Source organism: Shewanella psychropiezotolerans (assembly GCF_007197555.1).
Classification (GTDB): domain Bacteria; phylum Pseudomonadota; class Gammaproteobacteria; order Enterobacterales; family Shewanellaceae; genus Shewanella; species Shewanella psychropiezotolerans.
This window is the reverse complement of the sequence record NZ_CP041614.1, coordinates 1,967,162-1,980,769: the sequence shown is the minus strand read 5'-3', so window position 1 is coordinate 1,980,769 and position 13,608 is coordinate 1,967,162. Positions and strand designations below refer to the sequence as shown.

13 protein-coding genes are annotated in these 13,608 nt (G+C 43.7%); 8 read left to right on the top strand and 5 right to left on the bottom strand.

Features of this window, described 5'->3' with window-relative positions; genetic code table 11:
• Positions 1-45 precede the first annotated feature (45 nt).
• The 3 genes from FM037_RS08770 to FM037_RS08760 all read left to right on the top strand — a co-directional run bounded on the left by FM037_RS08770 (position 46) and on the right by FM037_RS08760 (position 3,367).
• The gene (locus FM037_RS08770; protein ID WP_185976986.1) at positions 46-639 is read left to right on the top strand and encodes a c-type cytochrome; all 594 of its coding nucleotides are present in this window, start codon (positions 46-48) and stop codon (positions 637-639) included.
• A 29-nt stretch (positions 640-668) separates the two neighbouring features.
• Positions 669-2,252, top strand: coding sequence for an amidase (locus FM037_RS08765; RefSeq protein WP_221937492.1), 1,584 nt, complete (start codon positions 669-671; stop codon positions 2,250-2,252).
• 152 nt (positions 2,253-2,404) lie between these two features.
• Complete coding sequence (locus tag FM037_RS08760; protein ID WP_144045681.1) at positions 2,405-3,367, top strand: porin; 963 nt, start codon at positions 2,405-2,407, stop codon at positions 3,365-3,367.
• 293 nt (positions 3,368-3,660) lie between these two features.
• Here FM037_RS08760 and FM037_RS30115 read toward each other — a convergent pair whose 3' ends face one another.
• Positions 3,661-3,891, bottom strand: coding sequence for a hypothetical protein (locus FM037_RS30115; RefSeq protein ID WP_322619463.1), 231 nt, complete (start codon positions 3,889-3,891; stop codon positions 3,661-3,663).
• A 3-nt stretch (positions 3,892-3,894) separates the two neighbouring features.
• A complete protein-coding gene (locus FM037_RS30110; protein WP_324617117.1) occupies positions 3,895-4,074 on the bottom strand; it encodes a type I restriction-modification system subunit M N-terminal domain-containing protein in 180 nt (59 codons plus the stop codon).
• 340 nt (positions 4,075-4,414) lie between these two features.
• Here FM037_RS30110 and FM037_RS08750 point away from each other — a divergent pair, with 340 nt between their 5' ends.
• The gene (locus FM037_RS08750) at positions 4,415-4,741 is read left to right on the top strand and encodes a hypothetical protein (protein WP_144045680.1); all 327 of its coding nucleotides are present in this window, start codon (positions 4,415-4,417) and stop codon (positions 4,739-4,741) included.
• Positions 4,742-4,889: 148 nt separating this feature from the next.
• Here the strand turns inward: FM037_RS08750 and FM037_RS08745 are convergent, their stop codons facing one another.
• From FM037_RS08745 to FM037_RS08735, 3 genes are all read right to left on the bottom strand, one after another.
• Positions 4,890-6,197 (bottom strand): HipA domain-containing protein, encoded by a 1,308-nt coding sequence (locus FM037_RS08745; RefSeq protein ID WP_185976985.1) that lies wholly within the window; start codon positions 6,195-6,197, stop codon positions 4,890-4,892.
• On the bottom strand, positions 6,181-6,477 hold the full coding sequence (locus FM037_RS08740) for a helix-turn-helix domain-containing protein (protein WP_144045679.1): 297 nt from the start codon (positions 6,475-6,477) through the stop codon (positions 6,181-6,183). The genes FM037_RS08745 and FM037_RS08740 overlap by 17 nt, the downstream gene beginning before the upstream one ends.
• A 405-nt stretch (positions 6,478-6,882) precedes the next feature.
• Complete coding sequence (locus FM037_RS08735) at positions 6,883-7,470, bottom strand: hypothetical protein (protein ID WP_144045678.1); 588 nt, start codon at positions 7,468-7,470, stop codon at positions 6,883-6,885.
• A 565-nt stretch (positions 7,471-8,035) separates the two neighbouring features.
• Between FM037_RS08735 and FM037_RS08730 the strand changes: the two genes are divergently transcribed.
• The 4 genes from FM037_RS08730 to FM037_RS08715 all read left to right on the top strand — a co-directional run bounded on the left by FM037_RS08730 (position 8,036) and on the right by FM037_RS08715 (position 13,499).
• Positions 8,036-9,400: a phosphatidylserine decarboxylase family protein gene (locus FM037_RS08730; RefSeq protein ID WP_144045677.1), complete on the top strand. Its 1,365-nt coding sequence runs from the start codon at positions 8,036-8,038 to the stop codon at positions 9,398-9,400.
• 157 nt (positions 9,401-9,557) lie between these two features.
• Positions 9,558-11,657, top strand: coding sequence for a ferritin-like domain-containing protein (locus tag FM037_RS08725; RefSeq protein WP_144045676.1), 2,100 nt, complete (start codon positions 9,558-9,560; stop codon positions 11,655-11,657).
• A gap of 18 nt (positions 11,658-11,675) precedes the next feature.
• Entirely contained in the window at positions 11,676-12,617 is a 942-nt protein-coding gene (gene bufB, locus FM037_RS08720) for an MNIO family bufferin maturase (protein WP_221937491.1), read from the top strand.
• 18 nt (positions 12,618-12,635) lie between these two features.
• Positions 12,636-13,499, top strand: a complete 864-nt coding sequence (locus tag FM037_RS08715) for an HvfC/BufC N-terminal domain-containing protein (protein WP_144045675.1) — start codon at positions 12,636-12,638, stop codon at positions 13,497-13,499.
• Positions 13,500-13,608: the final 109 nt, after the last annotated feature.

Genomic DNA, 13,608 nt, shown 5'->3' with positions numbered 1-13,608 from the left:
CACGATGGTCTCATACAATTTATACCCCATAATTCAGGACATAAGATGAGAAATATAAAGCAAACCAATTCAGGACTTAGATTATTGTTTTTTATGCTGATGATAACTTCTAGTCAGTTTACCTCAGCTGCATCAAATGAAAATATCGATTCACTCATCACTCAATGCGAGTCTTGTCACGGCACTAATGGTGTGTCAATGGTTGCAATCCAGCCAAACTTAGCCGGTCAAAAAAAGGGCTATTTAGCTAAACAAATAAGAGCATTTCGTGATGGTAACCGCAAGAACTCAATGATGAATAAGATAGTCGAAGGCTTATCCGAACAGCAAATGGAGAGTTTAGCCGACCACTTTAGTAAACAGGTTAACTCCACAGCAGCGAAGAAAGTTCAAAACATAGCTGGTAAGCATGTTAGGGCTCGCTGTATATCTTGTCATGGTATGAAGGGATTTACGGTCAACAGCCTATGGCCAAACCTCGCCGGTCAACATAGTGATTACCTGCAAAAACAATTATTGGATTTTAAGAGCGGGGATCGTCAATCTCCTACGATGCAAGTGATCGCCAATGAACTGAATACAGATCAAATACATGCTGTAGCAGAATATTTCAGCCAACAGAAAGCCAGTCTTCACTAGATCATTATCCTATATAAAGGTAAAACAAAATGAAAACAGCTATCGATAACCAACCAAGTGAAAAAATAGACAAAAAAAAAAGAACACTCTGTAAAGCGATAATTGCCAGCAATATTATAATGGTACCAACAAATGTTTTCTCTAATAAAAAATCTATTGGTCATCAGTTTTCAAGCGCTGATGACATCATAAAAAACACCAAGGCAATTAAATTATCTGAAGCAATAAAAAACAGATCTATATCCTGTGTTGAAGTCATGAATGCCTATTTAAATCAAATAAGCAAAAAAAACCCATTAGTTAATGCAATTGTGGCATTAGAGGAAAGAGATAAATTAATAGAACAAGCTCAACAAAAAGATAAGGATTTATCCAACGGTATATACCATGGCTGGATGCACGGTTTTCCGCATGCAGTTAAAGACCTTGCATTAACCAAAGGTATCGTTTCATCCATGGGATCGCCAATTTTTAAAGATTACATTCCAAAACATGACGATATTATTGTTGAACGGATTAAGAACTCTGGCGCAATTTTAATAGGTAAAACAAATGTTCCAGAATTTGGACTCGGTTCCAATACATATAACAAAGTATATGGCACAACAGGTAATGCATATAATCCTAAATTAGTCGCCGGCGGCAGTAGTGGCGGTGCTTCGGTCGCCCTCGCAATGAACATGGTTCCAGTTGCTGACGGAAGCGATATGATGGGTTCTTTAAGAAATCCTGCTGCTTACAATAATATAATTGGATTTCGTCCATCATTTGGCCGCGTGCCCTCTGGACCCACAAATGAAGTGTTTATACAACAACTTGGGTACAACGGCCCCATGGGAAGGAATGTTAGAGATACAGCCATGCTTCTTTCCACCATGGCTGGATATGATTCACGATACCCACTGTCAATAGATGATGATCCACTCCAATTTACAAATAACTTGGATGTCGATGTTAAAGGTAAAAAAATTGCTTGGCTAGGTGATTTAAATGGCTACTTGCCTATGGAGAAAGGAGTACTTGCATTGTGCGAAAGTAATTTGAAAATATTTGAAGGTTTAGGGTGTCATGTTGAAAGTGTAATCGTTGACTTTAATATGGAACAGCTTTGGGAAACTTGGTTAATAGAGCGACATTGGCTTATAACAGGTATTGCTAGCAAGCTTTATTCAGATCCCAAGAAGAGAGAGCAGTTAAGCAGCGCTATGAGGTGGGAAATAGAAAATGGATTGAAACTGACTGGCGTTGACACTTATAAAGCTTCAATTAACAGAACAAAATGGTACAGCACATTAAACAGCTTATTCGATGAGTATGACGCTGTCGTTTTACCATCAGCACAAGTTTTTCCCTTTAACAAAGAAATTCATTACCCAACATCAATTGGAAGTAAGAAAATGGACACTTACCACAGATGGATGGAGGTGGTAATTCCAGGAACCTTATCTGGTTGCCCTATAGTTAACATACCAGCCGGATTTAACTCTCAAGGCTTACCTATGGGCATGCAATTAATAGGTAAAAACAAAAGAGACTTTGAAGTTCTTCAGCTCGCACACGCTTATGAAGAAGCGATGCCAAAAATAATCAGGCATGCATTTAACATCGTATAAGAAGGAGTATTCATGAATTATAAGTCTATTGGTATACATAAAACAAAGAATAATTACATATTAATATTAGTGATATCTTTTATAACTCTATGCATACCCACAAAATATTGCCATTCAATAGAATTGAATATTAATAAAAACACAAATTTTGAATTCGGGGCTGGATCGCAGCTGAATACAATTACAATATTGACGACAGCCCATACGATCTAGGATTAAACTCTAATGCTTCCCGTGTATTTGTATCAGGAGAACACTCAATATCAGACTCATTGAAACTATATGGAAAAGTTGAATATGGGATATCTTATATAGAAAAACAACATAAAGATGTAGATTTCATTGAACGCCTTATGTATATAGGTATAAGTTCACATTTTGGCTCAGTAGAAATAGGTCGAGTATGGAGTCCATTTTATGATATTGCGATGTACAGTGATACTAACTTCAGCTTTAAAGATACAGCTTCTGGCGCTTTTTTCTCTCCCGTATCACACATTGCAGGGTTTGGTCGTAGTAATAACTCCATAAAATACAAGACAAGTTTCAAATTAGATACTAGCAAACTTTTTTTTAGTGCGTTAATCGGTGACCAAAAGGGAGATAACGTTAACTCAAGAGTCAGTATTAATACAAACTATGGTGCATCTATACGTTATAAATATAAAGGGTATCAAGTAGGACTCGCCCATCAAATTGCTAATGCTGATGGTTTATCAAACTATGATGATTCAATCAATGCTACAATAATAGGAGGCATGTTTAATTCCGATTCATTCCTAATAGGCGGGAATTATACCATAGGTAAAAACAACCAATATGACATGGGATTAAGTGGTAACTTAGTTAACTCAAAAGGTATCGAAGGTTCCATACACTTCAGGTTTTCTAAGAGTTACAAGGTATATACAGGATATAATAAACTGACGACTAAAAAAGATTTATATAGCACAGAGTTTGTGAATTTCGGTTTATTAAAAAACTTCAACAAAAAAATTGCCATATATACTGAGTACCGATTAGATCTTGGAACAACTAAAACAAGTTTATTTTTTGGAGATGCAGTTTCCGTAGGATTAGTATATTTCATCTCAGATTACTCCCACTACTTTTAACCTTGGCCTGAAAGGATCAGGATTCCAGTAATAAGCGCGTGAGCCGCTATATGTTGAGATCAACGCGCCAAGGGAGTAAGGACTCTAAGACACAACTCAAAACAGATAGATAGTGTGTTTATTGGACGTTCTGTGTAAATTTAAACTCCCATGATCTCACCCTGAAGGTATGCCAGCGGTATCATGAGTGGTTGGTATCGATAGAGAGTGCCCATTCTCGATCTTGCTTGCGTATCAGCTTTAGCCACTGATTTAACGTATAGCGACTTTCTTCGTCAAATTTCGATGACAATTCATATAACTTCTGGATTTGGAATAACTATGAGGGATCTGTAAGGTTTGCTTGATTGATACAAGAGGCAACAGACACAAGTCCTGAGGTCAAAGCCATCAATATAACTTTCGAGGTTGGCCTTAATCCCCGTTTCACCCAGCTTGGACATATCCATTTTTGATATATTAAAAAATGACAAACCACTGGCTCGCAAAAGCATTTTTTCTGGTGCTTCTTCAGGCAAGTTCATCTTCTAAACCTTTTCATGCTCTGCCAGTACAGCTTCTTTGCTCTGTTCCAGCACTCCTTCCAAACGACGCAGTAAGGTGAATGGCAGAATGATGCGGCCGTATTGGCTTTGCTTAAAATCACCGCGTAATAGGTCTACAATTGACCAGCAGAAGGCGGCAAGATTATTTGGAGTTTGAGACATTAAGGAACACCTAGTTTAGATAAAGTCGTCCAGTTTACGGTTGAGAAATTACGATTAGGTTACGTAATTATTCAGAGACGTCTGCGGATATATGGACACTATAATGGATAACGAGTCTGCCATAAATGCAAGGCGAAACACAGGGGTTAAGTCAAAGATATGGAAGGTTATTCCTGTTAAAGGTTGATAGCGAATGCTTAATTGTTGGAGTCTGTTACATGAAAGTAACGGTTTGCCTTCGAGTGGCAAAAGCCAACTTGATAACGCACTTAAAATCAGCTAGAAATTTAGTCATTTTTCACTTTTGCTTCATACTCATCTATTTCGCGTGGAGCATGTTATGACTGAGAGTGAATTTGTATCGACAATATACAACGCTATTAAGATTGGTGACATCATTCATAAGCCACGAGTGACTTCGGCAATATTAGATATTAAAGAAAACGGCAACATCTATTACCGAATAGGTGAGGCAGACAAGAAATTTGTTTCCACTAGAGAGCTGGTGGACGTGTATGCAGTGCTCAGTACTAATCAACTCAGCATCAAGGAGATTTGCAATATTGCTTCAGCATCTTGCAATTCAACTACGATTCAGTGGCTGCTAACCCATGCACGACTCGCTAAACGAAATCAGCATGGTCATTTCTCAAAAAGCTGGGAGTAAATTTCAGAGCGAGTGGTTTAGACCTACACATAGAAAGCCACCCTACACGCTCAGGTAATACTCATTAGCCGCGTTCAACATGCAAGTGCCCCTTACATCTAATACGTCTTTCAGCTTAGTGAGTTGCTCTTGGTATTTCACTAGGTGCTCACAACTCTATCTTAGGGATCTCTTGCGCTTGCTCGATAAAATGCTGACAACGCTTTTCTACTTGCTGGTGGTATTTAGCCATATAAGCCTGTTGAGCGGGACTTAGCTCCCCTAACAGACCAATTGCACTGCTAAGCTGTTCAGTGATTGCTTTAGCTGTTTTCAGTAACTGTCGCATAAGTAGTTTATTGTTGATTTGACAGCCATCGGCAAACTCCATGAGCTGGTAAGCATTTATAGCATGGGGGTTGAACTCATCCCCTATTGCCATCGCAAGCTCTTGTTCAAACTCTGGGTACATCTGCACATTCACTAGGTCATACAAGGGTGTTGGTTCTAAACCTGCTTTACTGACAAAGAAGCTCATGTTCTTACCATGGGCGTCATGGTTAAATACACACAGATTGAACAGTACCCAATTCAGCAGAGTTAACTTTGCGGCAATGGGGTTCTGGCACACTTGAGTTAGCTCAAACAGCTTTTTAAGACTGACACCATCACGAATATGAGCAACATCACGCTGCTTACCTAAGTTACGCTCATACTTTCTATCAACTCCCAAGTTACAGGCCTGGCAGGCATCGATAAGATGCTTTCTCTTTACTACGTCATTAATCAATTTACGGTCAAAGCGCTCAACCACCAGCGCGGGATATTGGTCAAAGTAATGCAGCTCAATATTGGCTGTTGGTAAGCCTATCAACTGGGCGAGTTTCATTGTCACAAACTCATTAATGACTAGATGCTGCTGAGTACTCTTTTCAAACTTGATGATGTGAGTTGAGCATAAGTCACCACTACCAAAACCAAACTCGCCATTTAGCTGCAAGACGTTAATTTTTGACTGTACACCGGCAACAGAGAGCCTTGGTTTGTCGTCCCACACTTCCATGGCAAATAAGCTAGGGTCGCTTAAGCGCTGCACTATCTCAGCGGTTGTTATAGGTCTAAATTCTGTTTTAGCTTCGATATTCTCGCCCTGTCGGACAAACAGTAAAGCCCCCGATGTGTCTTGCCCTATCCCATGGATCAGTGCAAAGGTATTTTGCTTAGATACCGCAAGGTAGTCGATTAAGTGATCTAATCCTTGGTTCTCTGGCAGTAGATTTTGCAGGTAGCGCCGAATAGCACTTGATTGAATGTTACCTTCAAGTGGTAAGTAGGGTGATAATGCAAAGCCCTGCTGCTTCCATTGTGGTTGGTAAAAAAAATGCAAGTTATCCGTATCTGGATCAAAGCTTAATTCAGCAATAACCTGCTTATTAAAAAGTACATTTAAACGGTATGCATTAGACCCAGCCATCATTAGCCTCACTTTCAGCGCTAGTCACTTGTTGCTCCCATGGCTTAATTGAAAGTTGAACCCCTAAGCCTTGCATTACATCTATCAACGCCGACAGGCGAATATCATCTCGACCTTGCTCTATTTTTATATAGGTCTGCTTAGCGATGCCACACAATGCTGCTGCGTCGGTTTGAGTGATGCCGCTTTGCGTACGCTTAGCTTTTATTGCGGCCCCTAATAATTCAACCGAAAAGGTCTTTGAGAGATCGGGGCTTGCTATGGCTTTTACAGATTTGGCCATCTAATACCTCCTATTGTGAACTCCAGCATATAGGGTTAATTTAAGCTGCGATTAGCTAAACGCTAACGTAATAGTATAAGTCTACTTTAATAGACTTATAGAACAGATTATAGGCTGAAAATGATAAAGTCTATCTTTTTAGACTTTTATCCGAAAGGTACGTTCAGGAAGTATAAAATACATAAAGTTAGACTTTATGTACTTGAAGGGTATTCACTTGCTAGAATGATACAAGAAGGCCGTGGATGAATTTTTTAAAAGTTTTTTGAATATTCTTACACTAACTCGTAGTGACTCGCTTTTATTGTAACACCAATAGGAACACCCAGATAAGGAGCTACAGGAAAAACTCAACCCTATCAACTCGTTATGATTGAAACTAGAGCCCCGCCGCTTCAACACCTATTAAGTTAATCCTAGGCGTATATCAAGTTTTTCGACCCAGACATCTTCTTTGTAGTAAGGCTCAATAGCCAGTGGCGATATAATCAACTCCCCCAGGATAGAGTCATCTTCAGTCGTCATCGAGACGCTAGTGCCATCGGATAGCTTGATGTTGATCCCCCAGTCATACGTAATAATTTCATCCGACGGGACCCAGCCACCAGCCTTTGTTTTATCTACAATTGCACACTGACAGCTAAGCCGAAGGATCGCTATAGAATCGATGATCACGCCAACTTTCTCCGTCAACTTAATCTCAGAACATGGGCCTATAGAATGATCTATGACACTGTATTCTATTTCAGTCGGTTGCAATACTTTTCTAAAGATTGGAAGATGAAAGTCATGACCTTGAGGGCTCGTATTCCACTCGTTAGTCATCTCAACAAAGCCAGCCTCCACCCTAAAATATAATGGGGATAAACATGTGGCATTGCCCTGACTAAAATTGATATCGACACTCTTGGTTAGTAAATTAATTTCTTGGCCTATCAGGCTCTGCAGTGATTCAATAGACTCAGCATCTAATTCGTAACTCGTTTGTGGCATGCTTTACTCCCCCCCCAAAAAAAACGCCCAAAAATCAGGCCGTCCATTAGTTATCCACAAATATAACGATACGAGATTTAACTTTCAACTCTGCCTGGAATTAAAAGGAAAATGAACCTGCTTTCAGAAGTAACGGATTGTTGAATCGTGCAGCCCTAGCTATAGGGTCTGCCCCAAAATTAACTGGCGTTGTCTGTTGATGAATGGGGTGGCTTAACGTTTCTACTTATGCCTAGTTAACATCGAATACATTCACGTTAATGCGACGACGTGTATTCAGGTTCTTGAGATATTTATTTGCAGTTTCTGTCGATCCCGTCTAAACATATCTGAGTGAGGTTTTTGGGTTGTGTCAGTTTGATAAAACTAAAAACCACAAACAAACCCTAATACTTCAATGCATTAGGATCACCATTAAAAATGACGGCCCCTTTTTTGATTGAAAAGCGACCAGATTGAACATTTTGAATGTCGAGTGGCTGAAACGATGAACGAGGACCAAGTCAACCATAACGTCACCCAGTAAAGGACTACGACATAACGTCACCAAGTAAAGGATTACAACATGGATAATTACAAGCAATCCGCACAAGCTGCCGAAGGCGCTTTAGCGTCAGACACACTTGCTGCAAAAAAAGTTTTTGAACGTCATTACTCCCAAAAAATTGGCGTATTAGCAGGATACCTCCCCAAAGAAAGCAAATACGTTGCAAGCTGGTTAAGCGGGATTGTTAAAGAAGCCCTGGCCGCGCGTGAAGGCAAGTCTGCCGAGGATCTTCAACCTGCCGTCCTTGCCATGGCAGAGCTTCTGGAACATCACAACGAGCTGCGTGATCTGGTGCGATTAATGATCGCCGAAGGGCAAGACGTTCACAGGCAATATGAGCCGGACACAACATACACCGTCAACTCGATAGAGACGATGCTGTATGCAATGAATCACATCATTATGAGGGCTCCGCCTTTTACGCCCGATGTGCCCCACTCCGCCTTTCCTATGTCGGGCCTCTTTGTATACATGATGTGGACAAGGGGCGGCGAACGCGTCTTCAAAGATGACAAATTTAACGCCAAACTCGCCGATATCCTGGACGCTTGGTGCACCTACCTCGACTCACCCACCTCATTAAATGTGATCACCACGGGTGCAGAAGGCTGGCTCAACACAAAATCCTACACCGATAACGACCTCGATCAATTCGTTAGTAAACAACAGCAACGAGACGATCCCGTGCACTGGGGTTATACGTCATTCAATGACTTTTTCCACCGTCAGATCATTGCCAACACCCGGCCGATTGATGGAGCTGGCAACCCTGCAGTGGTGACTTCAGCCAACGATGGCACCGTCTACCGCATCGCTCGAGAAGTCAAACGCACCGACAGTTTCGATTGCAAGAGTCAAAATTACTCCCTGGAAAACATGCTGGATGGTCGTCACGTTGACCGTTTTGTCGGCGGCGACGTTGTGCAATCGTTCCTCAGTGGCAACAACTATCACCGCTGGTGGGCGCCAATCTCCGGCACCATTATTGAAAAGCGGGTGGTGCCGGGTTTCATGTTCAGTGAACTGTATGGCGAAGGTTTTGACGACTCCGCAGGCACCCAATCCCAAGGTTATGAAGCGAATGTCAACACGCGTGGGCTCGTCTTTATCGAAAGCGACGATCCGTCGATTGGCATGGTATGTGTGATGCCGATCGGGATCACGGAAATATCGTCTGTGGATATTCAGGTCGAAGTGGGCGACAAAGTGAAGAAAGGTCAGGAACTTGGCTGGTTCAGCTACGGTGGCTCCAGCATGTGCCTTATTTTCCAGTCTGGTGCGATCAAGCAATTTACCATCGTCAATCCTGAGCCAGATTCAGATTCTGATAACGGCCCCTTTATCCGTGTTGGCGGGCAAATTGCGATAACACATACCCGATAATTTTTTTGCTTTCCGGCATGAATAACAATGCAGGTCGTACTGTAAAACATCGGCTACAGCCTGCGCTCACCCCCACCACCATACATTGAGTAAGGAATCACTGATTATGGCAACCCCATCATCTAAAGAGCAAGTATACGCGCCGTATTTAAAACAAATGAAAACCCAAATAACTACAGATTGTGAAAATCGCAGTCTGGATTATCTCGATGCCGATCTCGCCTGCGTGCAGGCCATCGCTCAGGCAGCGGTTAACGTGGAACTGTTTACCATTCCGCTCTATATGACCTCGCTATATTCGATAAAGGGAACCCACCAAATTAATAGCGAAGGCAGCACCTTATATACCGGCCGATGGTGGCCTGGAACAGCTCCAACTGCTGGCAAAACACTGACCACGAATCAACAAGTTTTCAATAATGTCTATAGCGTATTCATTGAAGAAATGCTGCATTTGCAACTCGCTGCAAATATGTCAAGCAAGTTGGGTTTCACCCCAGTTTTCACCAGCAATGCGCTGCAAACAGACAACTACGGCTGGCATTGTTATGCCAAAGACAACACCACTATTCCGCATATTCTAGATTTTACCGATTGGAAGGGCAGACACCCGGACCTCAGCACAATGACGGTCGAACTCAGAGCCATGAACGAGACCCAGGTAGAGCTATTTCTAGCCATCGAGGAAACCGCAGCCTTAGCCGCTACAAACTTGCATAATCCAGACATTCCCCTACCAGATGGTGGTTCGCGGCCTAAATACTTTGAACCGGCGCCCTTTGACTGGTTTACCGCCAGCATGACCGAAAATAACCTGCCGTTGTTTGGCTCCATCGGCCATATGTACCTGTGCTACTGGAGCTATCTGGAAATTAAATATGATGACGGCTCGACCCTGCTTGAGCGCTTGACCAACGTCCAGCGAGATCAGTTCAACAACGTGCCCGAAAGGCCCGAAGCGCAGTACCCGGGCATCAATGGGACGTTATCAAGCACTGACCTACTGAAGTGCGAACTAATCAATAACATCGATGCCATTACCGATCAAGGGGAAGGTGATGCCGTCGTGCCCAACATCCTTGAAGTCTGGGGGCATCAACCTTGGGCGACACTCTATAGACAAAAATCGGCAGAAGTCGCTACAGGCATGTTGGGGGCAGTACAATCTAAATACCAACCAGATCCAGTCGCTCTGGCAGCAGATTATCCTGGTTATAACGATGTCGGTAAGCCCACTGAAGAGATGTCCGGCAGTGCACAAGCCCGCAGCGACGCGGCAAACAAAGATCACTATGAGTTATTCGCTGAAGTAAAAGCACTCTTGTCGCATTCTGATTACATGACCTGGGATACCTGGCACCAACAAGGCAACAGCTGGACCTCTGCCATGCTCGGCACTAACGATGCACAAAACCTACCTTCCACTCAAGATGTTGCCCAGGCCCTTAATAATCTGATCTCAACTGAAGAAATTAAGGCAAGCACCTACGACACCTTCAGCCAATCGGCAGTAGGCACCATCAAAGGCATTACCACGCAACTTAATGCCTATTGGCGTGACCGCTCGGTATTTTTTCCAGGGCCTGCAATGGGTGGCTCCGGCGACCGGGTATCCATCTGCTGGGCCGTCACCGGCGAAGTCCCCGATCTGGTCACAGGTATTGTCTCACAGGACACCAAAGCCATGCTTTATCACGCCTGTCAGGGGATGGACTTGACCCCAGACGCAGTGAGTGATCCCGATAGCTGTGCCGCTAAACTGGCGTATCACAGCTGTAAAGGCTCTAACGAGTGTAAAACCCAGGGCGGTTGCGGCTTTGTACAAAGCGCCAGCGGCGGTGGCAGTTGCAGCGGTACGGCAGCAAAGGGAATTAAAAGCGCACCGGCGGATAACCTATGCAGTAATTTAGGGGGCTGTGCAGTGCCCATCTCGGCGTCGCAACTGTTTCCCAAACAGACTGACGACTGCTATGAAATGCAGCTCTATAAATTTGGCGGCGCGCCTGATTTCAAGGCGACACCAATAAGTTGGTTGAAATTACATGCCCGCGACATGCTACCGCCAGTCGTTAAAGAAGTAGAAACCATGCCCTACAAAGTTGGCGATTCTGTTTATGACGTGGCTTGGAAAGCCTATTGTACTGCTGCGGGACTGGTGAAAGTAAAAGGTAACCAACTTGAACACCACCGTTCAATTGAAATGCCCACTCAGCCAGAACCTAGTGACATTCGTCTGGCATTGCCACCATCTACCTAATCAGGGAAGCCATTTACTTTGAGCAACCATATTAAATCAATGCAGAGCCTTTCAGGGGAAGGCTCTTCAACTCTTGGATTGAGAAATCTCGGTTTTGGCGTGGGTTTACGCCCACAGCATTTCCCCTATCTGATGAAAAATGACGATCCACTCGTTGATTGGTTTGAAATCATCAGCGAAAATTTTATGGATAATCATGGCTACGCACGTCATGTACTCCAACATATCCGTTCTAAACGTCCGGTGGTGATGCACGGTGTGTCAATGAACATCGGCAGTACTGATCCGCTCAATTGGACTTATCTACACAAGCTAAAAGAGTTGGCTGATGTTGTCCAACCCGAGTGGATATCCGATCACCTCTGCTGGACAGGATTTGCCGGGGTTAACACTCACGACCTGCTCCCCTTGCCACTTAACGAAGAAAGCCTGATGCATGTCGCTGGGCGCGTTAGAGAGATACAGGATTTTCTGCGTCGCCCGCTCATTATCGAAAACCCTTCTACCTATCTGGAATTTTCCCAAAGTGAATTGTCTGAATGGGAATTTTTAGCGTTACTCGTCGAACAAACCAACTGCGGGCTCTTGCTTGATGTGAATAACGTCTATGTCTCCGCCCATAATCACAGCTTTGACGCGACTGAGTATGTACGAGGACTGCCCCATCAAAATATCGTCCAGCTCCATGTTGCTGGCCCGACGGATGTCGGTGACTGCCTGATCGATACCCACGACCAACCGGTCCCCACCGACGTTTGGCGCTTATACAAGCTGGCGCAGGAGTTAACAGGCGGTGTCGCTACGTTGCTGGAATGGGACGCCAATATACCCGATTACCCGGAACTGGTTGCCGAACTGGATAAAGCGAAAGCGGTGCTGGCTGGAGAGGCTATTCAAGACGTGCCAATTCATAGGCAGTCCGATGACACGCCCGTCCTATCGACCCCTGTTGTTTTTTAGTATGGAGGACTTTGTGTCATGAACAACTTGAAACAGCCTTCTCTACAGCAGATCCAGCAGTGGATGAAAACCATCCTCACGGTTCGCGGCAGCCTGCGAGAAAAATTAGCGACCGCAGCGACCCCGGGCAACCTGCACCTCGAACAAATAGTAAAAACCCAGCAAAGCGTATCGCCCTACCGGCGACTTGACATCTATGCCGCTGGATATGTGATGCGCTTGGTTGAGTGTTTAAAGTCCGAGTTTTCGGTACTGTGCGCCTATATGGGCGACGAGTTTTTTGAGACATTCGCCAAAGCTTATATTGTGACTGTGCCATCCGAGAACTGGAGCCTCTACTATCTGGGCGAGCACTTCAGTGACTTTCTAAAAAACACCCAGCCACAAGGCCTGCATGCCCCAGAGCAAGCAGCCTTTATCGCCTTGCCCGCGCAAATAGCTCAATTTGAACGGGCATATGCAGAAGTGTTATTGGCGAAAGGTTTGGAAAATAACACCGATATCGTCGCTTCAAAAATGGGATATGAACTGGCTTTTTTACAAGGGGTAATCATGTTGCAAACACCCCCCTGCCTTAGGCTTCTTAAGCTGGATTATCCGATCCTTGAGTTAATGAATTGCGTAGAAAAATCTGAGGACTATACCCTGCCGCAGCCAGAAAAGAGCCTGCTTGCACTAACCCGAGTCGATTACCGAGTAACCACAACTGAATTGGATGATTGGCAATTTTCGTTCTTAACCCACTGCAGCGAGGCTATATCCGTGCAAAAAGCCGTACAGATGACCGCGATAGCTTGCGGCATCAGCACTAGCGACCTACTGGCAAAACTGATGATCTGGCTGCCCATAGCCCAGAGCAGCGTATTTTTGGTTTCCTTGTAGATTAAGAGCCAGTTGATTAGATTTTTCAATATAACTATAACCAAGATATAACCAAGACACCCATTCTTGCTCTAAGGAAGATGGCCAATAGGATCTTCATCCGAAAATT